Genomic DNA, 26,728 nt, shown 5'->3' on the forward strand with positions numbered 1-26,728 from the left:
TTAGCTCTGGTTCTGGCGCAGTCGCTCAGCGGCGAATTTCGCATAATAAGTAAGAATACCGTCTGCCCCGGCACGCTTGAAGCTTAGCAACGCCTCAAAGATCGCCTCTTCGGTTAACCAGCCGTTGGCAACTGCAGCTTGTAGCATGGCATACTCACCACTGACCTGATACGCAAAGGTTGGTACCTTGAACGTATCTTTCACCCGCCGCACGATATCAAGATAAGGCATTCCCGGTTTGACCATCACCATATCAGCGCCTTCATCGATGTCGAGCGCCACTTCATGCAGCGCTTCATCGCTGTTCGCAGGGTCCATCTGATAGGTTTTCTTATTGCCGCCTTTCAGGTTTCCAGCAGAGCCGACAGCGTCACGGAAAGGTCCGTAAAAAGCTGAGGCGTACTTCGCCGAATAGGCCATGATCTGCACGTTAATGTAGCCATTTTCTTCTAACGCCGCACGAATCGCACCAATACGGCCATCCATCATATCTGATGGGGCAACCACATCGGCGCCGGCAGCGGCGTGCGACAGGGCCTGGCGTACGAGCGCTTCGGTCGTAATATCGTTTTGCACATAACCGTGCTCATCAATAATACCGTCCTGTCCATGTGTGGTAAAAGGATCGAGCGCAACATCAGTAATTACGCCTAACTCAGGCACTGCTGCTTTAATTGCGCACACGGCACGCTGTGCCAGGCCTTGCTCGTCCCACGCCGCTTCGGCTGTCAGTGACTTATCTGCCGCAGGGGTTACGGGGAACAGTGCCACGGCAGGAATACCAAGCTGAAAAATGTGCTTACACTCATCTACCAGTAAGTCGATGGACAGGCGCTCGACGCCCGGCATTGAGGCCACTTTCTCACGTTGCTGCTCACCGGGAATAACGAAGACCGGGTAAATAAAGTCTGCTGCGGTGAGGTTGTTTTCGGCCACTAAGCGGCGACTGAAATCGTGTCGCCGCAAGCGACGCATGCGGCGAAAAGGAAATTCACTTGAGCTGTACATCTATGGTTTTTCACTCACATCTTTTAATGAACGGGCAATGCGGATTTGATTGCGGCCAGCGTGTTTAGCCTGATACAGCGCATTGTCCGCCGCCTCTAGCAACTGCTTGCTTGACGCGTGACCAGGCAGACTGTTGAGCAATGCCATGCCTACGCTGACCGTCAGTTTAACCTCTCCGCGCTCAGTTTTAAAAGAGTGAGCACGAATGACTTCAGTCACGGTAAGTACTTTATCATGGCAGCCAAGCTCCTGAGCGCCCGGCATCAGGACTACGAACTCTTCACCACCATAACGGTAAATACGATCACCTGCCCTACGGAAGTTCACTTTCAGCAGGCGCGCCAACTCAACCAGAACTTCGTCGCCGGCCTGGTGGCCCAGGGTGTCATTAATTTTCTTAAAGTGATCAATATCGATCATGACCACGGCAATGTCATAACCGGTGCGGCGCGCACGACGCACTTCGAGCGGTAAATCTTCATCCAATACGCCACGATTGTAAAGCCGGGTCAGACGATCTTCATTACTTTTCAACTCAAGTCGCTGATTCATATCTTTGAGCTTACGCATCAGCGCTTCAAGTTCGGCGGTACGTTGCTTCACTTTGACTTCAAGCCGGGAGTTGAGGCGTTGTTCGACCATAAGCCGTTCTTTGCGATCTTCATTGAACCGGATTGCCAGAACCAGGCTAAGTAGCATGATTTCAATGGCAGAGCCAATCATAATCAGGTAACGCTGGATAAAGAACGAGTCAAGAAAGCCAAGATAGCCAATCGCATTAATAATAATTGCCAGCAACAGCACACTCAGTGCCAGGGTGTAAATGCGCGCGTAAGCAAGCCCTTGTTGCCACAAGGTAAAGCCCGTCACGATAAGGAAGCTGCTGGCCAGAATTGCCACTACCAGAATCACTGAAATCATCATTTCATAGGGCAGTACCAGCGACGCGATAAATGAAAGTCCGCCCGCGATCATAATCCCCTGCAAGCCCCGATGGAGTTTCGGACTGCGGGTTTCAGTCTGGAGTATCTGGCTGGCAACCAGACTCGCAAGAATAAAAACGATACTGCCAAATAAAGGAATTGCCTTGTACTGCAGCCACTCAAACCACGGCCACAGGTACTGGTAGCCAGTGCCGTCAAGGGCGGCCAGCAACAAACCGATAGCAACGATATAGCCACTGTAATAAGCAAAGCGCCGATCGCGCGTTACCACGTAACTGAAGAAGTTATAAATTGCCATACACAGCAACAGTCCGAAATACATGCCGGTAGCGGTATTTAACAACTGTTCATCAGCGATCAGGTCGGCGGGCTTCCAGATGCTAAGCGGAACGCGCATGGAACTGGTAGTTTCGACACGCAGATAAACACTGGTAGCGGCATGGGATTCGACCGGCAGAATAAAGTTACGGCTGTGTACTTCGCGCTGTGAAAATTCATAGCTATCGCCGGTCCGAATGCGATCAATTACCTCACCATTTTGCACAAAATACGCGTCGATTTTGTCGAGCAGGGGATAACCGACACGCAGTTGACGGTCATGATCACTGGCTTTCAATTCAAAATAAAACCAATAAACGGCCGAGGTATAGCCAAAGGACGCGCCGTCACCGGGAACCACTTGCCAGTAGCTGGGCGGCTTATCGATGAGGCTTTCGATCGAAGCAGAGCCCGACTCGTCCACGTGGTAATAGACAGGCGGCATATCTTCCTGCGCGTGTACAGGCGTTCCATAGGCCAACACTGCTGCCAGCAGAATCGAGATTAAGATCGACCATCGCTTCACTTGCTTTGTCTTCCTTAGCGTCCAAAAAACGAATAACTGTTACGCCGTGTGGCTGTCGCGAGTTCGGCGCTGGAAATACCGCGCAAATCAGCGACAACACGGGCAATCTCGGGGAGCCAGCAAGGCTCATTCACACTCGGGCGGGGACGTAATGTGCGCGGCACCAGAAAAGGTGCATCTGTTTCCAGAATTAGGCGCTCAAGTGGAATCTCCGGCACCGCTTTGCGCAGAGCTTCCCCACGTCGCTCATCGCAGACCCAGCCGGTAATTCCGATATAACATCCTAACTTTAGATACTCTTTCACCTCGGCGCAACCGCTTGTGAAACAATGAGCTAATTTTCTTTGAATTTTTTCTGAATATTTTTGTAACAATTCTTTTTGTTGAGTAAAAGCGTCGCGCTCGTGCAAATAAACGGGTAGATCTAATTCCGCGGCGACCTCCAATTGCTGCTCAAATATCTTCAGCTGAACATCGCGCGGTGAAAAGTCACGGTTAAAATCGAGGCCGCACTCGCCGATTGCGACCACCGCCGGGTGCTGCGCGATTTCAATCAGTTGTTGCTGTAAATCTGCCGGCGCTGCGCTGGCATCGTGAGGGTGAACTCCCGCGGTGACCATGAGCTGAGGATAGCGTTCCGCCAGCTCACAGGCAGTGCGGGCTTCGCTCAGGTTCGTGGCAATAACCAGTTGCCCGGTAACGCCAGCATCCGCAGCGCGCTGCAGCACCGCCTCGACGTCATCGTATAAACGCGGGTGAGTAAGATTTACACCCGCGTCAAACCACTGTGGGGACAGTGTCATAAGATTATTTGATACGGCGCACTTTAATACGCTTATTCAGGCCCTCGCGGCCTAAGAAAAAGCCATTCAGGACGCCACGTTCAATGTGATAGTCGGCATCAAGGGGCAACTGATAAGTTTGTGAATCGGTTTGCTTCCAGACCTGGCCATTGGTCAGATAGATAATCCACTTGCCGTAAGGGTCTTTTTCAACTTTTTGCAACGACACGTAAATAGTGTCGTCAGCATCATTGGTCTCGGGCAGACCAAACTGATCTTCGGGGTTTCGCTGCGGCCGCTCACTTACCGCGGCTGGTTGTGTATTGCTACGCTGGGCCGCTGGTGCCTCAACGCTCTGGCCGGCTGCTAACTTGTCATAACAAACCAACCGCTGCAATGGATTTTCAATACTCGCACATGCTTTTAACTGATCTGCGGCGGGCGCTTGTGCACTAGCGTTTGGAGTCCAAAGAAGCGCCACGGTTACACAACTGACAACACTCCCCAAACCTAACAATTTCAGCATTTTTTTGCTTCCTACTTCTAGATAATTCAGTCTCGTTCCGGCTCAGCTGAACGCGGTGTCCGTTGGTATAGACCAGCAATCACTAAGCCAAGTTCAAATAGCAGCCACATGGGTATCGCTAACAACGTTTGCGAAATAATATCCGGCGGTGTTAATACCATTCCGACAATGAAAGCCACGACAATGACATAGGGGCGCTTCGCACGCAAGGACTTGACGCTGGTCACCCCTGTCCAGCACAGTAAAATAATCGCTACCGGCGTTTCGAAAGCGATGCCAAAGGCCATGAAAATGGCCAGTACAAAGTCCAGATAGCGGGCGATATCGGTGGCGACAGTCACACCTTCGGGCGCTGCGTTAGCTAAAAAGTTAAGCGCGAGTGGCAACACGACCCAGTAGGCAAACGCCACGCCCACATAAAACAGTAAGGTGCTGGAAATCATGAGTGGCACTACCAGGCGCTTTTCACGCTTATAAAGACCTGGTGCGATAAAGGCCCACACTTGCCATAGCAATACCGGAATCGCTAATGCAATGGAGACGACCAGTGCCAATTTGAACGGCGTAAAGAACGGCGTAGCGACATCAGTCGCTATCAGTGTGCTGCCCTGCGGTAAACTTGCCAGCATGGGTGCCGCCAGCAACTGATAAAGATCGTCGGCAAAGAACGCGGCCACGGAAAAAATCGCCAGCACCACCAGTACGCCGCGAAGCACGCGACGCCGTAGTTCCAGCAAATGATCAAGTAAGGGCGACTGACTCATGATGAAGAGTTCGGTGGCTCGGACTTGCGTTCATCGGACGAAGTGGAATTATCCTGTGTTTTTTCATCACTTTCCGCGGCCGGTTTTTTCGCATAAGGCCGTTGAACCGCGGCGGCTGCCTGGCGTAACTCAGCCATTGAGCGCTGCAGTTCAGGGGAGAGCTTATCTGCTTCTAACTGTTCCGCCTTACGCAAGTGTTCATGCAGTTCCTTGATGCGTAATTCATGGTTCAGTTCGGCCTGCACTGAAGTACCAAACGACTTGGCTTTTTGCAGTCCACGCTGCAACGCCCGCAGCGCGCCGGGTAAGCGCTCAGGTCCCAACACTAACAGACCGATCAGAGCCACTATCAGCAGCTCCCAGAAGCCAATATCAAACATTGCGCTTACGCGTCCTTGTCGTTATCGGACTTGCTATCGACCTTTTTTTGTTCCTGCGATGTAGTACTTTCATCGTCACTTACTGACTTTTTAAAGCCCTTCACTGCCGACCCCAGGTCGCTGCCCATTGAACGCAAGCGCTTGGTACCGAACAATAAAACGATAATGACAAGTACAATCAATAATTGCCAGATACTAATTCCCATAACTTCCTCACCTCGTCTGCGCTGGTTTGCGCCAGCTCATCATTATACTCGTCACGGTGACGATCGCACCAGTCAGTGTCAGCCAGTGGTTTTGATCGGTGACCCACAGCAACGTGGTCGAGATCAGACCGCCGGCACTTGCCAGCCCCCACCAGAGCCGCCATGCCAGGGTGCTTTGCACCTGCAGCATCGCCTGCGCTGCCAACTCCTGGCGTGTCACCTGATGTTTGTGGGTTTGCAGGTAGTCGTAAAGCAGGCTTGGCATTTCGGGCATCTTCTCGGCCCAATAAGGGGCCTGCTCTCTTACCGAGCGAACCACTGCCCGCCACCCCAGCTGCTCTTTCATCCAGCGCTCTAAAAATGGTTTCGCCGTCTGCCACAAGTCGAGTTGCGGATACAGCGTGCGGCCGAGGCCTTCCACGTACAGCAATGTTTTTTGCAATAATACCAGTTGTGGCTGCACTTCCATTTCAAAACGCCGCGCGGTATTAAACAGGTTCACCAGCACATGGCCAAACGAAATATCGGCCAACGGCTTATTAAAAATAGGCTCGCAAACGGTACGTATTGCCGATTCAAAGTCTTCGACGTTAATATGTGCCGGCACCCAGCCCGAGTCGACATGCAACTCTGCTACTTTGCGGTAGTCACGATTAAAAAACGCCAGGAAGTTTTCCGCCAGATAACGCTTATCTTCACGATTCAGCGTGCCGACAATGCCAAAGTCGATGCCCAGGTATTGCGGCTCTTTGGGATTCTTCCGTGACACAAAAATATTACCCGGGTGCATATCGGCGTGAAAGAAGCTATCGCGGAACACCTGGGTGAAGAACACCTCAACACCTCGTTCGGCGAGCTTTTTCATATCAACGCCCATAGCCATCAGGGTGTCAATGTCGCTCACCGGAATACCATCAATGCGCTCCATCACCATGACATTGTGGCGGCTATAGTCGCTATACACTTCAGGGATATACAGTAACGGCGAGTCTTCAAAGTTGCGCCGCAACTGAATCGCATTGGCCGCCTCGCGCGCCAAATCAAGCTCGTCGAGCAAGGTCTTCTGGTATTCTCTGACTACTTCGCGTGGTTTGAGCCGACGACCGTCGGGCAGATGCTTGGCGAGCACCGCCGCCAGCGTCTCCATCAAACGCAGATCAGCGTCAATCGCTTTGCGGATGTCTGGCCGAATGACCTTAATGACCACATCAGCACCGTCGTTATCGTCGCTCTTCAGGCGCGCCGTATGCACCTGAGCAATGGAAGCAGAGGCCAACGGCGTCACTGAAAACTCGTCAAATGCGTCATGTATGGACGTCAGCCCCAGCGAGGCTTCTATCAGTTGCTGTGCGCGCTCACCGGAAAAAGGTTTTACTTTGTCCTGCAGTTTCGCCAGCTCTAGCGCAATATCAGGTGGCAACAGGTCGCGCCGGGTCGACAGCATCTGGCCAAATTTAATCCAGACCGGGCCTAAGCTTTCCAGAGCCAGGCGCAAGCGAACGCCAGGGGGCAAATCTGTATGTTTGTTCCTGATCCAGAACAACGTGCAACGGGCAAAGCGCACCGACCAGGGCATCCACTTGGCCGGAATCAGTTCATTCAGTCCGTAGTGCAAAAACGTTCGCGTGATTTGATACAGTCGCTTAATTCGCATGCTCAGTCTCTTGGTTTGCGTAATTGCCGCTCAAGTTTATCAATACGGGCGCGCAACGCCTGAATGTCCTGCTGAAACTGGGTAAACTGAGGACGCGCTGGTAAGATTTTTTTCTCTTCCACTAAGGCATCGCGCAGCCATTGTTGATTGTCCTGCTGCCAGCTGCCAAAGCGCTTACGGCTGCGCTGAAAAGCGGTCACCAATAGCTGCGCCGGCACATCACCGATGCGCTGGGAAAGTTGCTCAGGCCAGTCAATATCGAGTGCAGTCACCAACTTGCTCAGCTGTTGTGCGAGCAAAGGGTCACCTTCAATATCCAGCTTATCGGCTTTGATCAAGCGGGTGATGTTGGCGCTGTCGCGCAATTCAGGTAACACCGCCAGCTCAGTGCTGATATGACAGTCAACTGCGTCGTCATCGACCCAGCTGAACTGCAATGAGGTGTCAGTGACCGTAACGGTCAGCGGTTTACCGAGCTCACGCAAGGTTACACGTACGCGCTTACCGGTCAGCTTCTGCAATCGTTCAGCGCTGGCCGGGTCCATCGCAAATAGCTGCTGCGCGGCAAACTCAAGTAGCTGGCTGGGAAGCACCGTCCATAACATCAAAACTTGAACCCCCGGTGCAGGGCGACAATGCCACCGGTAAGGTTGGTGTAGGTCACCTGTTCGTAGCCGGCCTGCTCCATCATATCTTTCAGCGTGTCCTGGTCCGGGTGCATGCGAATTGACTCGGCCAGATACTGATAGCTCTCAGCGTCGCCGGCAATCACTTGTCCCATTTTCGGCAATACGTTGAAAGAGTAAAAATCATACATCTGCGACAGCATGGGTGGCACCGGCTTGGAAAATTCCAGCACCAGCAGGCGACCGCCCGGCTTGAGCACGCGGAACATCGACTCCAGTGCTTTTTGCTTGTCGGTGACGTTACGCAAACCAAACGCTATGGTGATGATATCGAAGCTGTCATCAGCAAAAGGCAGTTCTTCAGCGTTGGCCTGCACATAATCAATATTATCCACCAGCCCCATGTTACGCAGCTTGTCCCGACCGACATCCAGCATCGCCTGGTTAATATCAGCCAGCACTACTTCACCGGTCGGGCCCACACGACGTGAAAACTGCGCAGTTAAATCACCGGTGCCGCCGGCAATATCAAGTACTTTCATACCTTTGCGAACACCACTGCAATCAATGGTATAGCGTTTCCACAAACGGTGAATGCCTAACGACATAACGTCGTTCATGATGTCGTATTTTTTTGCCACTGAATTAAAAACATTCGCTACCAAGCCCTGCTTGTCGTTTTTTGCGACCTGCTTGTAGCCAAAATCAATGGTTTCAGATTTCGGATCTTTCATCATGCTGCCTTTTTTCAAATGGACACCTAGTGTACTACGAATTCATGCCTGGGCGTAGTGGTCTCGACGCGGCAACCAGCGTTGGATCAATGCTTCTGACGTTTCACCATAGTTCTGCCATAGTTCATGCGCAAGCATCTGTGCCCCTTCCAGCAGCTCTGCATGCTTGACCACATCAGCAACCTTCATTTCGGTCAGTCCGGTCTGTCGCTGGCCCAACAGCTCGCCCGGACCACGCAGTTCGAGATCGCGCTGGGCGATAACGAAGCCGTCATTGCTGTCACGTAGCACGGCCAGGCGCTGTGTTGCAGTTTTTGACAGCGGTGCGTGGTAGAGCAACACGCAATGGCTGGCCACCGCACCGCGCCCCACCCGACCGCGCAACTGGTGCAACTGCGCCAGCCCCAGTCGTTCAGGATTTTCAATAATCATCAGACTGGCATTGGGCACATCTACGCCTACTTCTATAACGGTAGTGGCCACCAAAAGATCAAGCTCATGGGCCTTAAACGCCTGCATGACCGCCTCTTTCTCGGCACTTTTTAAGCGCCCATGCACCAGGCCAATGCGCAGATCGGGTAATGCTGCGGCCAGTTGATTCGCGCTATCCTCCGCCGCCTGGCACTGCAAGGCTTCAGACTCCTCGATTAAAGTGCACACCCAGTAGGCCTGCCGCTGCTCCTGCGTGCAGACTTCATGAACCCGGGCGATCACCTGATCGCGACGCGTATCCGGAATGGCGACCGTTGTGACCGGCGTACGCCCGGGCGGTAATTCGTCAATTATTGAGGTGGCCAGATCGGCATAGGCGGTCATTGCCAGGGTACGGGGAATCGGCGTCGCGGTCATGATCAGCTGATGCGGCTGATAGCCCTGCCGGACACCTTTTTCGCGTAGCTCCAGCCGCTGGTGCACGCCAAAGCGGTGCTGCTCGTCAATAATAACCAGGGCCAGATTGTGATACTTCACGTCAGCCTGAAACAGCGCGTGGGTGCCCACTAACATTTGTATCGCGCCAGATTCCAAACCGGCTAAGACTTCTTTACGTTGCTTCGCGCTCTGCTTGCCGGCCAGCCAGCCAACTTCAATTCCCAGGCCAGCAAACCATTGCTTGAACGTCAGCGCGTGTTGTTCAGCAAGAATTTCGGTCGGCGCCATCAGCGCCACCTGATAACCCTGCCCGAGGGCCGTAAGGGCGGCCAGCGCTGCCACCAGCGTTTTTCCTGAACCCACATCGCCCTGCACCAGACGCATCATCGGCACTGGCTGCGCCAGGTCATGCTGAATTTCTGCAACCACGCGCTGCTGCGCTGCCGTCGGCTGAAAAGGTAGCGCTGCCAGAAAGGCATCCTGCAACTGTGAATGGGCGGGCAAGGCACGGGCCTGATGCTCCTGCTTGATCGCCCGCAGCTTCAATAAACTCAGCTGATGGGCGACCAGCTCTTCCATTGCCAGCCGTAATTGGGCCGGATGATTACCTTCAAGCAACTGCGCCTGGCTTACATCGAGCGGCGGACGATGCAGTAGGTGCAGCGCAGCCGTTAAGGCCATTCCCTCAGGCTGTAACTGTGGCGGAAAAAGCTCAGGTAAAGCACCTTCATTCAGGTAGGTAAGTGCTTGCTCACTTAGCTTCCGTAGCGTAGCCTGCTGCACCCCTTCGGTAGTCGGGTAAACGGGCGTTAACGAGGTTTCAGCTAACTGTGGTGTCACGCCCTCAATGATTTTGTATTCCGGATGGATCATATCCGGCCCTTGCGGCCCACGACGCACCTCACCAAACAGCTGCAGTTGCGTACCCTGGGCAAACTGCTTGAGTTGCGCTGCGCTAAACTGGAAGAACACCAGGTTGAGGCCGCCGCTGGCGTCCTGCACCTTTACTTTCAACATCCGTCGCCGGCCATAGACCACATCGGCTTTGGCTACGCGGGCAATCACCGTGGCGGTGGTGCCCGGCTGCAGCGCTGCAACGGGATAAATCCGTGAACGATCCTCGTAGCGCAGTGGCAGGTGCAGCAAGACATCCTGCAGGGTAACGAGACCAAGCTTTGCCAGCCTCTCTTGCAGTTTAGGCCCGACACCTTTCAGCACCGTAACCGGAATGCGATGTAACCCTGACTGCGCCATGCTAAGCCGACCTTACCGCCTGCCACCAGGACGCATCAGCAACGATCTGTCCTTGCGCATCGAGTACCGGATAAGGGAGTTTCTTGCGCCGGCAGATTTTGGCAAATATCGGGTGCCCGCCTTCAAACAAAACCCGGTGCCGTTCTTCTGCTGACAGTTGTGGTGACTGGTACATACCCGCGTTTTCACGTTGTCGCTGCGCTTCATACAGAATCGCTGCCGCCGCCACCGACACATTCAGCGACTGCGCCATGCCCACCATCGGAATTACCACATGCTGATCAGCCAGCTGCAGCGCCTGTTCCGAAACACCATGCTTTTCCTGACCAAAAATAATCGCCGTTGGCCGGGTGTAATCAATGGAGCGAAAGTCCACTGCCTGCGCCGATAGGTTCGTTACCAGCACCTGCTTATTTTCAGCTTTTAACTGTGCTACCGCAGCCTCAGTACTATCATGATGATTGACCCTGACCCATTGCTGCGAGCCCATCGCCGTGCCACCTTTCACCCGCCCTTTGCGATCGAACCAGATGGCATGCACTTCGTGCAGTCCCACAGCGTCAGCAGTGCGAATTAATGCCGATAAGTTATGATTCTTATGGACACTTTCGAGGCACAGCGTAAGATCGGGCTGACGCCGATCGAGTAGTTCATTTATTCGGGCAAATCGTTCCGGTGACATAATAAATCCAAGCAACAGCGTTATTAGTTACTGGATATTAGATAGTGAACACCCAACCAATAACCAATAACCAATAACCAATATCCAATAACGCCTTTGTTTTTTTAAGAGTATAACGGTATGCGTGAGTTAACCCTAGTCTTTCAACATGCTGATTTTTATGCCCTCAATAAACCTGCCGGGGCCCCCATGCATGCCAATGAACACGAGCCCAGCGTAATCCATCAGCTCGCCGCGCAACTCGACGAAACACTGTGGCCGGTGCACCGCCTCGATACTCCTACCTCCGGCGTGTTGCTGGTAGCCCGTAATGCGCAAGCTGCCGCTGCTTTGAGTCAACTGTTTGCCGAGCGGGCAATGCGCAAAAGCTACCTGGCGCTTGCTGCCGGAAAGCCGAAAAAGAAGCAGGGTTGGGTGGTGGGCGACATGGACAAAGTCCGGCGCGGCAACTGGCGTTTATTGCACAGCAAAAACAATCCGGCCCGTACCTATTTTACCAGCACCGCCATTGCCACCGGTTATCGCTTGTATCAGTTGCAGCCGCATACCGGCCGCACCCATCAGTTGCGGGTGGCACTGAAAAGTCTTGGGGTGCCCATTGTCGGCGATAGCCGCTATGGCGGTGAGGCCCATCCGAATTTGCACTTACACGCCTGGCAGCTGGCTTTTACTTATGCTGGTGAGACCTTTCAAATCAGCGCGCCGCTCCCGGACTACCCGCTTTTCAACCATGCTGCGACCAAAGCAGCATTGGCAAACTAAAACACAACAAGGCATACTCAAATCTCCTGCATCCCGCATAACCCAATAAGGTGATTTGACATGTTGAAGACCTCTGTTCTCGCGCTTGCCTGCTGTGCAACCTTTGGCGTCGTGACAAGCACCGCCATCGCCGGCGAGCCGGTGCGAATTTCTGCTGAACTTGAAGCAAAAATTATCGACTGGCGCCGTGATATTCATCAGCATCCGGAATTAAGCAACCGCGAATTTCGCACCGCCCGCGTGGTGGCGGAACATTTGCGTGAGCTTGGTCTTGAGGTCCAGACAGATATCGCCCACACCGGCGTAGTAGGCATTCTAAAAGGCGGTAAACCTGGCCCCGTGGTGGCGCTGCGTGCTGACATGGATGCATTGCCGGTCACCGAGAAAACCGATGTGCCATTTAAATCGACAGTAACTACTGAGTATCGCGGCGAAGAAGTTGGCGTGATGCACGCCTGTGGTCACGACATGCATGTGGCAATGTTAATGGGCGCCGCTGAGCAACTTGCGGCTATGCGAGACGAACTTGCAGGCACTGTGATGTTTATTTTCCAACCCGCTGAAGAAGGCGCGCCAAAGGGTGAAGAAGGTGGTGCAGAACTGATGCTCGAGCAAGGGTTATTTGCTGATCTCACACCGGACGCGGTATTCGGTATTCATGTCTGGTCCGCAGGTAATACTGGTCAAATCGGTTATCGCGCCGGTCCGCTGATGGCTTCGTCGGATCGTTTCGAGATTAACGTAAAAGGCGTTCAGACTCATGGCTCGCGCCCATGGGGCGGGGTCGACCCTATTGTTGCCGCAGCGCAAATCATTAATTCCACGCAAACTATCATCAGCCGTCAGATCGATATTACCAAAGCGCCAGCCGTGGTGAGCTTCGGTATTGTTGAGGGCGGGGTGCGTAACAACATTATTCCGGATGAAGTTTACCTGGAAGGCACAATTCGCAACTTTGACATGGACAACCGCGCGCAGATCTTCGAGCAGTTGAAAATCACTGCTGAGCATACCGCGCAGAGCTCTGGTGCCGAAGCACACGTGCATATTGACGAAGGCTATCCGGTCACCATAAATGACCCCAAGCTTACCGAACAAATGTTGCCGACCATGAAAAGCGTCGCAGGTAGTGAGAACGTCAAAATTAACTCATTGGTCACCGGAGCTGAAGACTTTTCTTTTTATGCGCTGGAAGTACCGGGACTTTTTGTATTTCTCGGGGTAACCCCGGAAGGCCAGGACCCGGCAACGGCGCCAAGTAATCATTCCCCTTACTTCTATGCCGATGAAGACGCGCTGAAAGTAGGCACCGAGCTCTACGTAAACTGGGTCATCGACTACGCCGAGCAATAACAGGCCAATGCGTGCGGGAGGTTAAATGAGCAATTCGCTGCCCTGGCATCAGCTGATAAAGTCGGGGAGTCGCATTTTTATCGGCTCTCACGCTGCCGTGCCTCACGCCTTGCTGGATGACCTGATTCAACACAGTCAACACCTGCATGATGTCGAGATCGTGCAGGTTTACGCACTGGGTGATAATCAGTGGGCTGAGCCTAAGTACAGTCAGCTGTTTAAGGTCAATACACTGTTTATTGGTGGCCCTCAGGTTCGTCGGGCGGTCGCCGAGGGGCGTGCGGACTACACGCCTTGCTTTATGTCGGACATCCCATCGTTATTTCAGGAAGGGATTCTACCGCTCGACGCCGCGTTAATTATGGTTAGCCCTGCGGATAAATACGGCTATCACTCCCTAGGGGTTTCCGTCGATATTGTCTCGGCGGCGTTGCGCTCAGCTAAAAAAGTAATTGCGCAGGTCAATCCGAAAATGCCCGTTACCTTTGGTCAGGCCTTTATCCACAAAGGTCAGATTGACGCATTTTTCGAGGCTGAGGCAGAGCTACCGGAAATAGCCGCGACCGAACTTGACGCAGTGACCGAGCGCATCGGGCAGTACGTATCCTTACTGGTTGAAGACGGTGCCACCATTCAGATTGGCTTTGGCAACATCTGTGACGCGGTGCTGCGCTACCTGGGTAACCATAAAGATCTCGGCGTACACAGCGAAATGATCACCGACGGCATTATGGAACTGATGCAAAGCGGAGTGATTAATAACCGTAAGAAAACCTATCATCAGCATAAATCGGTGACCAGCTTTTGCATTGGCAGCAAAGCTTTGTATGACTTTGTCGACGGCAACCCGCACATCGGCTTTTATCCGAGTGAGTATGTGAATTCACCAGCAAATATTGCCCGCAACGACAATATGATCTCGATCAACAGCGCCATTGAAGTTGATTTAACCGGTCAGGTTGTTTCCGACTCTATTGGCCATCACTTTTACAGCGGTATCGGCGGCCATGTCGACTTTAGCCGCGGGGCGTCAATGAGCAAGGGCGGTAAGCCTGTTATCGCGCTCCCCTCCACCGCACAAAACGGCACTATTTCGCGAATTGTTCCGCACCTGACCGAGGGCGTCGGTGTTGCAACCTCGCGCGCCCATGTTTATTACGTAGTGACTGAATTCGGCGTTGCTTCCTTGCGCGGCAAGAGTATTCGCGAACGGGCGCTGGAGCTTATCCGGGTTGCCCATCCGAAGTTTCGCCAGCAGTTACTCGAAGAGGTGCGCAAGTATTATTACGTGCCCAATTATCAGACATTGAAATCAGTGGAAGTACCTGAGCTTGGTGACGTTGGCTTTAAAGAGCTGTGTATCGATGGCGACTATTTTGATCTACGGCCACTGAACCCAAGTGATGAGCGGCGTCTGCAGGAGTTTTTCTATTCGCACACCAAAGAAACGCTGCAAATGCGCTACAACACGGTACCCACTCAGATGAGCAGAGAGAAGTCCTGCACCCTGGTCAGCGTCGATCAGTCGGTCGACCTGGCGCTCTGTATCGTCAGACAGAAGGGCTCGGCGGCAGAAATACAAGCCGTCGGTCGCTATTACTACATTGCCGCCGACAATAGCGCTGAAGTCGCTTTCGTGACGCGGGAGAAATTCCAGGGCAAAGGAATGGCAAGCCGGCTACTTGACGAGATGATCCGTATCGCCCGGCAACGCGGACTGCACCATATGGTTGCCTATGTTCGCGCAGAGAACAGTAAAATGCTGGCGGTCTTCGAGCGCGCGGGCTTTCGCCGCGGCGCCAGTGACGAGCCCGGCGAAGTACACCTGACCCTTCCCCTACAACAAGAGTCGTAATATGTCTGTTACCGTTTTTAGCCACCCGCAATGTATGCAGCATCAGGTCAACGAGTTCCACCCGGAAGAGCCGGCGCGGCTGAGCGCTATAAATGATCAGATCATCCGCTCCGGCCTGGAGCTGGCAATTACGCAAAAGGACGGGACGCCGGCAACAAAAGCACAATTATACCGCGCGCATGACCCCGCCTACGTCGACGCTATTTTTGCCAAAGCACCACAAGAAGGCCATATCTGGCTTGATCCTGATACCCTGATGACTCCCGGCTCTTTAGACGCTGCTTTATATGCCGCCGGCTGTGGTATCAATGCTGTCGATGAAGTAATGCAGGGTGACAATCAGCGCGCTTTTTGTGTGGTTCGTCCACCGGGCCATCATGCCACTTACGACACTGCGATGGGCTTTTGTATTTTCAATAATATTGCTGTCGCCGCCAGGCATGCGATGCAAGACTACGCGCTTGAACGTGTGGCGATTATTGATTTTGATGTACATCACGGCAACGGCACTGAGGCAATTTTTCTGGACGATGAGCGCGTCTTGCTTTGCTCGTCGTTCCAACATCCTTTTTACCCTGACACGGGTGCCGATACGCAAAGGCCGCACATAATCAACAGCCCAATGCCGGCAGGCACTGACGGGAACTCCTGGCGCGCAGAAGTCGAGCAACACTGGCTACCGGCTCTTGAGAAGTTTAAACCGCAACTCGTGCTGGTCTCAGCTGGATTTGACGGCCATGCCGAAGATGATATGGCTAACTTTCATTTGCGTGAAGATGACTACCGCTGGATTGCGCAGCGGTTAAGCGAGCTTGCCGATAAGCACTGTCATGGCCGGGTGGTGGCCATGCTCGAAGGCGGTTACGACCACAGCTCCCTGGGCCGGAGCGTGGTCGCATTTATTAAAGGTTTAATTTAACCGTCTTGCAGCTGACTGCGGATCAGTTTCTTATCGACTTTACCAACACTGGTCCGCGGTATCTCATCGACCACTTTGACGGTGTCCGGAATAGCCCATTTTTCAATGGCGCCCTCGTCGACAAATTTTTGCATAAAGCTGACCACTGCGTCACGGTCCACTTGCGCGCCGGGACGCACCGTCACGACCGCATGCGGACGCTCGCCCCATTCCTCGTCAGGTAGCCCGACAACCGCCGACAGCTCAATGTCCGGGTGCTGGCTAATCAGGTTTTCAATATCAAGCGATGAAACCCATTCGCCCCCAGTTTTAATGACGTCCTTAATACGGTCACGGATCTGCAAGGTATAACCACTATCAATACTGCCGACGTCACCGGTGTGCATCCAGCCATTCGCCCACAGCTCTTCACTTTTTTCCGGCTCGTGCAAATAGCCCTGCGTCAGCCATGGCGTGCGTACGACAACCTCGCCCATCGCCGTACCGTCATGCGGTAAGAAACGACCTTTCTCATCAATAATGCGCATATTGACCAGCGGCACCGGCTTACCGGTTTTCACCCGCAGCCGTACCTGCTCAGCCTGACTCAGTTGATCCGCATCAAGCGGTAACCAGGTGGTGCTGAGCAGCGGACAGGTCTCTGACATGCCATAACCGGTATAAATATCAATACCGCGCTCCAGCGCTGCCTGGGCCAGACCTTCGGTCAATGCGCTACCGCCAATTAACACCTGCCAGCCACTAAAGTCGATGGCTTTGGCTTTCTCACTGCTCAATACCATCTGCAAAATCGTCGGTACGCAGTGCGAAAAAGTCACTTTTTCGGTAACAAACAGCTTCAGCAGGGTAGCTGGTTCATAGCGACCCGGATACACCTGCTTCAAACCCATCATGGTCGCGACATAAGGCACGCCCCAGGCATGCACATGGAACATTGGCGTAATCGGCATGTAGACGCTTGAGGCCTGTAACAGTTGCATGTTGTCATTCATGCTGGTCGTCGCCGCCAGCGCCAGCGTATGCAACACTAGCTGACGATGAGAGAAAAACACGCCCTTGGGATTACCTGTGGTGCCCGTGGTATAGAAAGTCGTGGCAATCGCGTTTTCGTCGAAATCGGGAAAATCGAATTCAGTAAGTGCGCCAGCAAGCAAGCTCTCGTACTCGCCGATCACCTCCAGCGGCGGTTCCGGCGTTTGCGCCGCATCGGTCAACTGAATATAGCCCTTAACCGTGTCCAGCTGATCTTTGACCTTGGCGATAAGCGGCAGGAAGTCATCATGCACCAGCACCAGATCATCTGCGGCATGGTTCATGGTGTACACCACCTGCTCAGGAGCCAGACGCACATTCACCGTGTGCAGCACCGCACCAATCATCGGCACGGCAAAAAAACATTCCAGATAACGCGGCGTATCCCAGTCTAATACGGCAACCGTGTCGCCTTCTTTCACGCCCGCCTCGGTCAGCACATTCGCCAGCCGATGCACGCGCTCAATAAACTCGCTATAGCTAAAACGCTGGCCATTGTTACCGCCGACAATTTCATTATCACCGGCATAGCGCTCGGCGGACAGTAACAGCTGTTTGATGAGTAGCGGATAATTGTAAGCTTCGTCCGCCGGTGGAATCAGTTTAACCGCCATAATCTCTCCTTAAAAACAACTGCGTTACTCGTTACTGGATAGTGGTTACTGGTTTGAAATATCCGGTATCCAATAACCAATAACGCTCTTGTCTTTTCCTACCATTTTCGGGTGACTTCGTAGATGTCGGTGCGCCGATCTTTCAAATTCGTCACCGACCCTTCGTGATGTAAATACCTTAGCTCATCCAGATTCAGATCAGAGAAAATCAGCTGCTCAGTATTGGGCGTCGTTTCGGCCAGTATCGCATCGTAGGGGAATGCAAAGTCGGACGGTGAGAACACCGCTGACTGCGCGTACTGCACATCAAGGCTCTCCACCTGAGGCAGGTTACCGACGCTACCACAGGTCACCACATAACATTCGTTCTCAATCGCCCGGGCCTGCGCGCAATGGCGTACCCGCAAGTACGCGTTGCGGGTATCGGTCCAGAAAGGTACGAATAAAATTTCCAGACCTTCGGCTGCCATCAGCCGGCCCAGCTCGGGGAATTCCACGTCGTAACAGATAAGAATGCCAATCTTGCCGGCATCAGTATCAAATACCTGCACGTGGTTACCGCCTTCAATCACCCAGTCACGAGTTTCGTGCGGGGTGGCATGTATTTTGCGCTGCTCTTCAACGGTACCGTCGCGTCGACACAGATAAGAAACGTTGTAAATAACGTCATCTTCATTCAGCGGCATCGAGCCGGTAATAATGTTGACGTTATAGCTGACTGCCATTTGTGACATTTCCCGCTTGAAGCGTTCGGTGTAACCGGCCAGAAAACGTATCGCATCTTTTTGCTGACTCTGGTCAGTTAAGCCCATCAGCGGCGCATTAAAAAATTCTGGTAAAACGGCGAAGTCACTCTGATAACTGGAAATTGCATCGATAAAATACTCCACTTGCTTGAGCATTTCTTCCACCGAGTCAATTTCTCGCATCTGCCACTGCACCGCGCCGACCCGAACATTACGAATGCGACTGCCAAGAATATTGTCCGAGGGCTCATACAAAAAGTTATTCCACTCAAGCAGCGTGGCAAAGCCCACTGAGCGTTTGTCTTCCGGTAAATAGCGGCCCAGCAGGCGCTTCACGGTAAAGTCATTGGCCAACTGGAACGTCAGAATAGGATCATAAATTTCACGGCGATGAACCCCTTCAATGTACTGACCAGGCGTCAGTTGCTCAGCATACTTGTGAAAGTTCACAATACGTCCGCCCGCTAAAATCGCTTTCAGATTCAGCTGCCGGCAGAGCTCTTTGCGGGCGTCATACAAGCGACGTCCTAAGCGGAAGCCGCGGTAATCAGGGTGGATCAGTACGTCGAGGCCGTACAGCGCGTCGCCTTTGCGATCGTTAAGAATATTCTCACGCGCATCCATCAGGTCTTCATACGTGTGCGGGTTACTGAAACGGGCGTATTTTACGCGCACGGTAAGCGCCACGCCGACCAGCTGGCCATTGTCTTCCAGGCAGATCTGGCCCTCAGGAAACTCTTTCACCAATTTTAAAATGGTGTGCTCGCCCCAGGCTCCGCCAATATCCGGATACACCTTATCCATTAACTCTTTGAGTTGCAGGTAATCGTCTTTACGCAAATTGCGCATTTGCAAATGCAGTTCATCTGGGCTCATAGACATCCTTTGAATTCCTTAGTACAACATACAACTAAGTATGACGAAGTGGCGGTAATTGGCAACCGCTAATCGATTCTTGACTATTGCGCCCAAAGCTTAAGCCATATAAACTTCTGGACGTCTAAATATAATTACAAGGTTTTTTTCCATGACAGAAGCTGCCAGCGCACGTGCGCTACTCCCGCTGGGACTCTTTCTTGCCCTTTTCCTTGGTGCCGGCATTTATTTTCAGGCCGCCGGTGTGGAAATGGCGTTTTATCAGTTAGCCAGTCCGGTGGCGATTCTGCCCGCCATTGTGCTGGGCGTATTACTCAGCAAACAGCCCTTCGAAGAGCGCATTAATACCTTTGTCGGTGGCGTGGGTGATCGCAACATCGTTACCATGTGTATGATCTACCTGCTGGCAGGTGCCTTCTCCACCGTCGCCGCCGCAACCGGCGGTGTCGATGCAATGGTGGCGCTGGGGTTACATATTATTCCGGCCAGCTTCCTGCTTCCGGGTTTGTTTATTATTGCTGCTGTGGTTTCCACCGCCATGGGTACCTCAATGGGTACCCTTGCGGCGCTTGCGCCCGTTGCCCTGGGGCTTGGCCAGGCGGCCGGTATTGACCTGCCATTGCTGGCCGGGGTGCTGGTCAGCGGCGCAATGTTTGGTGATAACCTGTCCATTATTTCCGATACCACCATTGCCGCCACTCGCACGCAGGGCTGTAACATGAGCGACAAGTTCAAAGCCAACCTGAAAATTGCGCTGCCAGCCGCTGCCATTACGATTCTATGGCTGATCAGCTACGACACCGGCGCCGTACCGCCGAAAATTCCCGAAGCGAATTTGTGGTTAAGTCTGCCTTATTTTTTCATTATCGTATTGGCCGTTATGGGGCTGAATGTGTTCGCTGTGCTGGCATTGGGGATTATTCTTGCCGCGGTTTTTGGCATGGTAACCGTTGACTATGAATGGATAGCTTTCAGTCAGGATATTTACGCTGGCTTTCTGAGTATGCAGGAAATTTTCCTACTGAGTCTGCTCATTGGTGGTCTTTCAGCTCTGATCCGTCAGCAAGGTGGGCTAAAGTTTCTTGCCAATAGTGTCGGCGCGGTCACCAAACGCCTGTTCAAGCATCAGCAACAACGCGCGGCCTTTGGCGTCGCAGGCCTGACCGGACTGACCAACTTTGCCGTGGCAAATAATACCGTCACCATCTTGTTATCCGGTGAAGTGAGTAAAAAGCTGGCCGAGGAAGGCAATCTGGCGCCGCGTCAGAGCGCGAGCTTATTAGATATTTTTGCCTGTGTGGTGCAGGGTGCGCTGCCTTATGGTGCGCAAGCCCTGCTCATGGGCGCGAGCTTTGGCCTGAACCCGCTGGAGGTCAGCCTGCATACTGGCTATTGCTTTATTCTGGCCGGCGTTGCGATTGCGATGATTATCTGGCGCAAGCCTTTAGAAGGCAGAGAAGCGATGACGCCGAGCACCCCTTAGTTGGTGCTCGGTAGTTCCATCACGCCGTCAATTTCAATCTGTGCGCCCTTTGGCAGGGCTTTGACACCGATGGCGGCACGTGCCGGGTAAGGGGTGCGGAAAAATTCTGCCATCACCTCGTTCACAATGGCGAACTGGCCAAGATCAGTCAGGTAAATTTGTACTTTGACCATGTCCTGCAGTTCGCCACCAGCAGCTACGCAAACTGCCGATAAGTTTTTAAATACCTGCACTGCCTGGGCGCGAAAATCTTCGCTGACAAATTCCATGGTCTCTGGATCCAGTGGAATCTGACCCGACAAATAGACGGTCGTACCAATTTTTACCGCCTGTGAATAAGTACCAATGGCGGCCGGCGCCTTGTCCGTGCTAATAATCACTTTTGACATACTACTTCCTTAATCGCGCTACGCGCTGTACATCTGGCATCTTACGTATGTGACGCAGCACATCCGCAAGCTGTTTACGATCATGAACTGTCAACGCCACATCAATGTAGTAAATGTTGGCGTCGACCTCCTCGGTCTTCAGACCATGAATATTACAGCCGGTTGCCGAAATGGTCGAGGTTAGCTTGGCTAACGCCCCCTGATGGTTGACCACTTCTACCCGCACTTCGGTAATAAATTCCGCTTCAGGTTTGTTGTCCCACTGTACCGGGAAATAACGTCCCGGCTCATCTTCATAACCACGCACGTTCTTACATTCGCGGCGATGGATGACCAGGCCTTTACCCGGGCTGACGTGCGCAATAATGTCATCGCCGGGAATGGGGCGACAACACTTGGCAAAGCTTAGCAGTAGCCCTTCGGCGCCTTTAATTGCCAGCCCGCGGCTGCTCGGACTTTGCTCGTCTTTAAGCTGCTGCAGCTCGCCCAGCAAGCGCTTGGCAATCGCAACGGACATCATATTGCCAAGACCTATCTCACGTAATAATGTCGTTTTCGAGTCGACTTTGACTTCCTGGCAAACGCGCTCAAACTCGGCGGCCGGAATATCATTGTAGTTCACCGGCCCTAAGGCGGCACGTAATAAACGCTCACCAAGCTGCTCGGCTTCGCGGGTCTCCTGCCCTTTCAGGTACTGCCGGATTTTTGCCCGTGCCTTGCCAGTCACCGCAAAGTTCAGCCAGGCAATATTCGGTCGCGACCCAGGAGCTGTTTTAATCTCGACGGTCTGCCCCGTTTCCAGCGGCTTACTCAGCGAATAAACCTTATGGTTTACCCGCGCGCCAATACAAGTATTACCGATATCGGTATGCACCGCGTAGGCAAAGTCGACTGCGGTAGCGCCCTGCGGCAACTCGATAATGCGCCCCTCAGGGGTAAACACATAAATTTCTTCCGGGAACAGCTCTGATTTGACGTTTTCAATGAACTCGAAGGCATTACCGGTACTTTGCTGTAGCTCCAATAAGCTTTGCATCCAGCGGCGTGCGCGTACTTGCGCCGTGGTTCCGGTACTTTCATCAGTTTTATAAAGCCAGTGCGCAGCAACACCACGATCGGCCATCAGGTTCATTTCTTCGGTGCGGATTTGGATCTCAACCGGAATACCATGCGGACCTTTTAACGAGGTATGCAGTGACTGATAGCCGTTTGACTTCGGAATCGCAATGTAGTCTTTAAAACGTGTCTCAATCGGTTTATACAGATTGTGGAGTGCACCCAGCGCGCGATAGCAGGTGTCTACTTCGTCCACAATCACACGAAACGCGTAAATATCCATGACCTGCTCAAAATGCAGTTCTTTATTCAGCATCTTTTTGTAAATACTGTAGAGGTGCTTTTCGCGACCCAGCACTCTGGCACCGATACGATTGTCGTCGAGGCGCGTTTCAATTTCTTTCTGCACCCGCTCTACCAGCTCGCGGCGGTTGCCGCGCGCTTGCTTGACCTGCGACTCTAACAGCCGCGCGCGCCAAGGGTACAACGCAAAGAAGCCAAGGTGCTCAAGTTCATTTTTGATGTCATGGATACCGAGACGATGGGCCAGCGGCGCGTAAATTTCCAGGGTTTCACGGGCAATCCGGCGGCGTTTGTCGGGACGCAGATGACCGATGGTGCGCATGTTATGAGTGCGATCGGCAAGCTTGATCAGAATGACGCGGATGTCATGCACCATCGCCATAATCATTTTGCGATAGTTTTCGGTCTGCAGTTCCTCTTTTGAGTCGAACTTTAATTTATCGAGCTTTGACACGCCTTCGACCAACTCAGCGACCGTCGCGCCAAACTGTTCAGCAAGGTCTTCCTGAGTAAATTCGGTGTCTTCAATAACGTCGTGCAACAGCGCGGCCATGATCGTTTCATGATCAAGACGCATATCGGCGAGAATGCCGGCGACTGCAACAGGGTGGGTAATATAAGGTTCGCCGCTACGGCGTTTTTGCGTTTTATGGGCTTCTGCGGCCAATTTGAAGGCCGCAGCCGCACGCTGTACCTGTTCAGCAGGTAAGTACTCGGCTAATTGCTGCCGAAGACCTTCAAATAAATACACCCGCGTTACTCAAGACCACGAATCGCATCTACAGCAGCAAGTTCATCAGCTTCTTGCTGTGCCATTTGAGAACGTTCTTCTACGTCAAGCTTGTCAGCATCGATCAGGCCTTCTTCAATTTCGCGCAAGGCGACAACAGTGGCCTTTTCGTTTTTCCATGGCACCATCGGGTCTTTGCCCTGAGTCGCCAACTGACGAGCACGACGCGAGGCGACCAACACCAGGTCAAATCGATTACCAATACGATCAACAGCTTCTTCTACAGTTACGCGCGCCATACTTACTCCAACTTAACTCTGACTAAAAAATAGATTGCGATTGCAAAATGGGTCACGAATTATACGGATTTACCCGTCATTCGCCAAGAGATCTTTGAGTTTAGCCGCATGTCGCACTTGCTGCAACGCCATTCGCTGACGTCGGGCGAGCACAATATGCTCAAAATTTGCCAGCGCCTGATCAAAATCATCATTGATCAATAAATAGTCAAACTCGTGATAATGCGACATTTCTGACTGGGCTTTTGCCATGCGGCTGGCAATGATGTCATCGCCATCCTGACCACGACTGCGCAAGCGTTGCTCTAATGTCGCGAGGCTCGGCGGCATAATAAAGACCGATTGCGCCTGTGGATAGGCTTCGCGTACCTGCCGCGCGCCCTGCCAGTCAATATCGAGGAACACATCGATGCCCTGGCGCAGGGTTTCTTCAATGACCTGGCGTGAGGTGCCATAGTAATTATCAAAGACTTTGGCCCATTCATAAAAGGCATTGTCTTCAATTTTTTGCTGAAAGGTCGCAACATCTAAAAAGTGGTAATGCACGCCGTCTTCTTCACCGGGTCGGGGTGCCCGGGTGGTACATGACACTGAGACCTGCATGCTGCCATCGTTGTGGCGATCGAGCAGCGCACGAATTAAACTGGATTTACCTGCACCGCTTGGTGCAGCCACAATAAATAAATTTCCGTCAGCGGTGGATGTCGTCATGGCTTTTAAAAATCACTTGCGAATGACGGCAAAGCATAGCATGTTGCTTATGCGCGTGCGACATCTTAACAACGAGGAAGAGTTCCATGAGTATCGGTTGGATTATTATCATTATTGCGGTGGTACTGTTTATTTATTTAATCAGTATTTACAACAAGCTGGTGCGACTTAGAAATCAGTTCGAGAATGCTTTTGCCCAAATCGAAGTGCAACTGAAACGCCGTTACGATCTGATCCCGAATCTGGTTGAAACTGCCAAAGCTTATTTAAAGCATGAACGGGAAACCCTGGAGGCCGTGACCGAAGCCCGTAATCAGGCCGCTGCAGCACTCCCCAAGGCAGCGCAGGATCCACGCAATACCCAGGCGATGCACGAGCTAAGTGGCGCAGAAAATGCCCTGGGCAGTGCCTTAGGTCGTCTTAATGTGGTCATGGAAGCCTATCCGGAACTAAAAGCTAACGAGAATATGATGCAGGTCTCGGAAGAGCTGACCAGCACTGAAAACCGCGTAGCGTTTGCCCGTCAGGCCTTTAACGATGCCGTCATGAGCTACAACACCTACCGTCAGTCATTCCCGCCGGTCATGTTTGCCAGCTTCTTTGGTCACAGTAAAGACGCTACCTTGCTGGAGTTTGCTGATAGCGCCGAAATTCAGGCCGCCCCGAAAGTTAACTTTTAAGACGTGCACTGATTATGGTTAATTTCTTCGAACACCAGCAGCAGGCGCGACGCAATACCGGGCTGCTGGTGTTGTTATTTCTGCTGGCTTTTGTGTTAATTATCAGCGCCGTAACTCTGGTCAGTGCCTTTGTTATCGGTGCCGTGCGAACCGACGGCCAGGGCGGTTATCAACTCAGTTGGGAACCCTTTATCTGGGTCAGCCTGATCGTCGGTGGCGGTATTCTGATTGTCATGCTGATCAAGTGGTTGCAGTTACGCGCTGGCGGTAAAGTCATCGCTGAATACCTCGGCGGTGAGCTCATTCGTCCTGACACGCAGGACCCGGTCGAGCGACGCGTGCTCAACGTCGTTGAAGAAATGGCCATCGCCGCCAATATGGCGGTGCCCGCGGTCTATATTTTGCCTCATGAAACCAATATCAATGCCTTTGCGGCCGGGTACGATACCCGCGATGCGGTGATTGGCCTCACCCGCGGCTCTGTCGAAACATTTTCGCGCGAGCAACTGCAAGGCGTGGTCGCCCATGAGTTTAGTCACATTTTAAATGGCGACATGCGGCTCAATATTCGGCTTATCGCAGCCTTGGCCGGCATTCTCGCCGTCGCGCATTTAGGCCGGCTGCTGCTTTATTCTGGCGGTGGGCGCAGCCGCAATAATAAGAATGCCCTGCCGTTATTTGGCATTGGCCTGATGATTGTCGGGTTTATTGGCGTGCTGTTTGGCAATCTGATCAAGTCGGCAGTGAGCCGTCAGCGCGAGTACCTGGCCGATGCCGCTGCCGTGCAGTTTACCCGTAATCCGGAAGCCTTATCGGGTGCTCTGAAACAAATTGGCGCCCGTGAAGAGGGCAGCCGTGTGCGCCATAAAAACGCCGACGAAGCGGCACATTTGTTTTTTGGCGAGGCGCTTAATCATTGGTTTGGCATGATGGCCACCCACCCGCCACTGGAAAAGCGCATTAAGCGCATTGAACCGCACTGGAACGGACGTTTCCCCGAGCCCCGCAAAGCGCGCAGCCGTGCCGAAAAAGAGCATGAAGCGGCGCAGCCAAAACCTTCCGCGCTGAACAAACTGGCATTGTTGGCGCTACCGGCGGTACTGCTGGAACAGGCGCACGATTCGAAGCAGGCTCCTAAGCTGGTACACGATCTTATTATTGCTGAGCTGCTAAAAGAGCCTAATCATGCGTTGCAAGGGCTGAATGCTGCACAACAACTGGCGCTGGTTGAACTGGCAGTGCCGGCGCTGCGCCAGGCGCCCGAAGCCCGGCGCCTGAGCCTGTTAAAAGACCTTGAAGCAATGGCCGACAGTCAGGACTTATTTCACTGGGGCCTGTACCAATTACTGGCCCGCCAGTTACTGCCGAAAGGCAAATTTAAAGAGCGCCTCGACAATCAGGCCGCACTTGATGCCACCGTTACGGCGCTGCAACGCACGGATGCCGGTAAAGCCGTCGACCGCACTACCTTATGCAAAGCGTTGAACACCTGTCGCGACTGGGCACCGAAGGCCAAGCAGACCTTAATCGACAAATGGCTGGAGACCGTGCGCGAGGACGGCGTCGTCTCACCCGCAGAGCGCCAGCTGGTTGCCATCCTCTGTGCCTGTATTGAGGTGCCGATTCCCGATGACATGCTGCAATGA

General features: G+C 52.9%; 25 protein-coding genes. 7 read left to right on the top strand and 18 right to left on the bottom strand.

The annotated features are described in order from the left end of the window. The 12 genes from hemB to trmH are packed head-to-tail and all read right to left on the bottom strand — an operon-like array spanning position 1 to position 11,274. Positions 1 to 1,008, bottom strand: a complete 1,008-nt coding sequence (hemB, locus tag CWI71_RS00535; RefSeq protein ID WP_126753294.1) for a porphobilinogen synthase — start codon at positions 1,006 to 1,008, stop codon at positions 1 to 3. Next, complete coding sequence (locus CWI71_RS00540) at positions 1,009 to 2,796, bottom strand: sensor domain-containing diguanylate cyclase (protein ID WP_126753295.1); 1,788 nt, start codon at positions 2,794 to 2,796, stop codon at positions 1,009 to 1,011. It abuts the gene before it with no gap. Between the two features lie 14 nt (positions 2,797 to 2,810). Further along, positions 2,811 to 3,599, bottom strand: coding sequence for a TatD family hydrolase (locus tag CWI71_RS00545; RefSeq protein WP_126753296.1), 789 nt, complete (start codon positions 3,597 to 3,599; stop codon positions 2,811 to 2,813). A gap of 4 nt (positions 3,600 to 3,603) precedes the next feature. Further along, positions 3,604 to 4,104 carry a type VI secretion system-associated protein TagO gene (locus tag CWI71_RS00550; protein ID WP_126753297.1) on the bottom strand — a complete coding sequence of 167 codons (501 nt, stop codon included), beginning with the start codon at positions 4,102 to 4,104 and terminating at the stop codon, positions 3,604 to 3,606. A gap of 26 nt (positions 4,105 to 4,130) precedes the next feature. Then, entirely contained in the window at positions 4,131 to 4,871 is a 741-nt protein-coding gene (tatC, locus tag CWI71_RS00555; RefSeq protein ID WP_338050036.1) for a twin-arginine translocase subunit TatC, read from the bottom strand. Further along, positions 4,865 to 5,248: a Sec-independent protein translocase protein TatB gene (gene tatB / locus CWI71_RS00560; RefSeq protein WP_126753299.1), complete on the bottom strand. Its 384-nt coding sequence runs from the start codon at positions 5,246 to 5,248 to the stop codon at positions 4,865 to 4,867. The genes tatC and tatB overlap by 7 nt, the downstream gene beginning before the upstream one ends. 5 nt (positions 5,249 to 5,253) lie before the next feature. After that, the gene (gene tatA / locus CWI71_RS00565) at positions 5,254 to 5,454 is read right to left on the bottom strand and encodes a Sec-independent protein translocase subunit TatA (RefSeq protein WP_126753300.1); all 201 of its coding nucleotides are present in this window, start codon (positions 5,452 to 5,454) and stop codon (positions 5,254 to 5,256) included. Between the two features lie 7 nt (positions 5,455 to 5,461). Then, the gene (gene ubiB, locus CWI71_RS00570; protein ID WP_126753301.1) at positions 5,462 to 7,108 is read right to left on the bottom strand and encodes a ubiquinone biosynthesis regulatory protein kinase UbiB; all 1,647 of its coding nucleotides are present in this window, start codon (positions 7,106 to 7,108) and stop codon (positions 5,462 to 5,464) included. 2 nt (positions 7,109 to 7,110) lie between these two features. Continuing rightward, positions 7,111 to 7,713 (bottom strand): ubiquinone biosynthesis accessory factor UbiJ, encoded by a 603-nt coding sequence (locus tag CWI71_RS00575; RefSeq protein WP_241967574.1) that lies wholly within the window; start codon positions 7,711 to 7,713, stop codon positions 7,111 to 7,113. Next, complete coding sequence (gene ubiE, locus CWI71_RS00580; RefSeq protein ID WP_126753505.1) at positions 7,713 to 8,468, bottom strand: bifunctional demethylmenaquinone methyltransferase/2-methoxy-6-polyprenyl-1,4-benzoquinol methylase UbiE; 756 nt, start codon at positions 8,466 to 8,468, stop codon at positions 7,713 to 7,715. The genes CWI71_RS00575 and ubiE overlap by 1 nt, the downstream gene beginning before the upstream one ends. A 42-nt stretch (positions 8,469 to 8,510) precedes the next feature. Beyond that, positions 8,511 to 10,592, bottom strand: coding sequence for an ATP-dependent DNA helicase RecG (gene recG / locus CWI71_RS00585; protein ID WP_126753303.1), 2,082 nt, complete (start codon positions 10,590 to 10,592; stop codon positions 8,511 to 8,513). Between the two features lies 1 nt (position 10,593). Next, entirely contained in the window at positions 10,594 to 11,274 is a 681-nt protein-coding gene (trmH, locus tag CWI71_RS00590) for a tRNA (guanosine(18)-2'-O)-methyltransferase TrmH (RefSeq protein ID WP_126753304.1), read from the bottom strand. 120 nt (positions 11,275 to 11,394) lie between these two features. On the opposite strand from trmH, the gene CWI71_RS00595 reads away from it, so the two are divergent. From CWI71_RS00595 to CWI71_RS00610, 4 genes are all read left to right on the top strand, one after another. After that, complete coding sequence (locus CWI71_RS00595; RefSeq protein ID WP_126753305.1) at positions 11,395 to 12,036, top strand: TIGR01621 family pseudouridine synthase; 642 nt, start codon at positions 11,395 to 11,397, stop codon at positions 12,034 to 12,036. A gap of 63 nt (positions 12,037 to 12,099) precedes the next feature. Continuing rightward, positions 12,100 to 13,389: a M20 family metallopeptidase gene (locus CWI71_RS00600; protein ID WP_241967575.1), complete on the top strand. Its 1,290-nt coding sequence runs from the start codon at positions 12,100 to 12,102 to the stop codon at positions 13,387 to 13,389. Positions 13,390 to 13,414: 25 nt separating this feature from the next. Continuing rightward, positions 13,415 to 15,244 (top strand): GNAT family N-acetyltransferase, encoded by a 1,830-nt coding sequence (locus tag CWI71_RS00605; protein ID WP_126753307.1) that lies wholly within the window; start codon positions 13,415 to 13,417, stop codon positions 15,242 to 15,244. 1 nt (position 15,245) lies between these two features. Continuing rightward, positions 15,246 to 16,163, top strand: coding sequence for a histone deacetylase family protein (locus CWI71_RS00610; protein WP_126753308.1), 918 nt, complete (start codon positions 15,246 to 15,248; stop codon positions 16,161 to 16,163). Here CWI71_RS00610 and CWI71_RS00615 read toward each other — a convergent pair. Together CWI71_RS00615 and CWI71_RS00620 are read right to left on the bottom strand one after the other, a co-directional pair. Then, positions 16,160 to 17,809, bottom strand: a complete 1,650-nt coding sequence (locus CWI71_RS00615) for a fatty acid--CoA ligase (RefSeq protein ID WP_241967569.1) — start codon at positions 17,807 to 17,809, stop codon at positions 16,160 to 16,162. The genes CWI71_RS00610 and CWI71_RS00615 overlap by 4 nt on opposite strands. A gap of 98 nt (positions 17,810 to 17,907) precedes the next feature. Continuing rightward, positions 17,908 to 19,431, bottom strand: coding sequence for a bifunctional GNAT family N-acetyltransferase/carbon-nitrogen hydrolase family protein (locus tag CWI71_RS00620; RefSeq protein ID WP_126753310.1), 1,524 nt, complete (start codon positions 19,429 to 19,431; stop codon positions 17,908 to 17,910). Positions 19,432 to 19,582: 151 nt separating this feature from the next. On the opposite strand from CWI71_RS00620, the gene CWI71_RS00625 reads away from it, so the two are divergent. Further along, positions 19,583 to 20,914: a Na+/H+ antiporter NhaC family protein gene (locus CWI71_RS00625; protein ID WP_126753311.1), complete on the top strand. Its 1,332-nt coding sequence runs from the start codon at positions 19,583 to 19,585 to the stop codon at positions 20,912 to 20,914. Here the strand turns inward: CWI71_RS00625 and CWI71_RS00630 are convergent. The 4 genes from CWI71_RS00630 to gmk all read right to left on the bottom strand — a co-directional run bounded on the left by CWI71_RS00630 (position 20,911) and on the right by gmk (position 24,402). Then, on the bottom strand, positions 20,911 to 21,303 hold the full coding sequence (locus CWI71_RS00630; protein ID WP_126753312.1) for a RidA family protein: 393 nt from the start codon (positions 21,301 to 21,303) through the stop codon (positions 20,911 to 20,913). The two genes, CWI71_RS00625 and CWI71_RS00630, sit on opposite strands and share 4 nt — an antisense overlap. Position 21,304: 1 nt before the next feature. Next, positions 21,305 to 23,413, bottom strand: coding sequence for a bifunctional GTP diphosphokinase/guanosine-3',5'-bis pyrophosphate 3'-pyrophosphohydrolase (gene spoT / locus CWI71_RS00635; RefSeq protein WP_126753313.1), 2,109 nt, complete (start codon positions 23,411 to 23,413; stop codon positions 21,305 to 21,307). Positions 23,414 to 23,418: 5 nt separating this feature from the next. Next, positions 23,419 to 23,691 carry a DNA-directed RNA polymerase subunit omega gene (rpoZ, locus tag CWI71_RS00640; RefSeq protein ID WP_126753314.1) on the bottom strand — a complete coding sequence of 91 codons (273 nt, stop codon included), beginning with the start codon at positions 23,689 to 23,691 and terminating at the stop codon, positions 23,419 to 23,421. A 69-nt stretch (positions 23,692 to 23,760) separates the two neighbouring features. After that, positions 23,761 to 24,402 carry a guanylate kinase gene (gene gmk, locus CWI71_RS00645; protein WP_126753315.1) on the bottom strand — a complete coding sequence of 214 codons (642 nt, stop codon included), beginning with the start codon at positions 24,400 to 24,402 and terminating at the stop codon, positions 23,761 to 23,763. 86 nt (positions 24,403 to 24,488) lie between these two features. On the opposite strand from gmk, the gene CWI71_RS00650 reads away from it, so the two are divergent. Both CWI71_RS00650 and CWI71_RS00655 read left to right on the top strand, forming a co-directional pair. Continuing rightward, positions 24,489 to 25,082, top strand: coding sequence for a LemA family protein (locus tag CWI71_RS00650; protein ID WP_126753316.1), 594 nt, complete (start codon positions 24,489 to 24,491; stop codon positions 25,080 to 25,082). 14 nt (positions 25,083 to 25,096) lie between these two features. Further along, positions 25,097 to 26,728: a M48 family metallopeptidase gene (locus CWI71_RS00655; protein WP_126753317.1), complete on the top strand. Its 1,632-nt coding sequence runs from the start codon at positions 25,097 to 25,099 to the stop codon at positions 26,726 to 26,728.

Origin of the sequence: Pseudidiomarina insulisalsae (assembly GCF_003987065.1) — a bacterium.
In the GTDB taxonomy this organism is placed as follows: domain Bacteria; phylum Pseudomonadota; class Gammaproteobacteria; order Enterobacterales; family Alteromonadaceae; genus Pseudidiomarina; species Pseudidiomarina insulisalsae.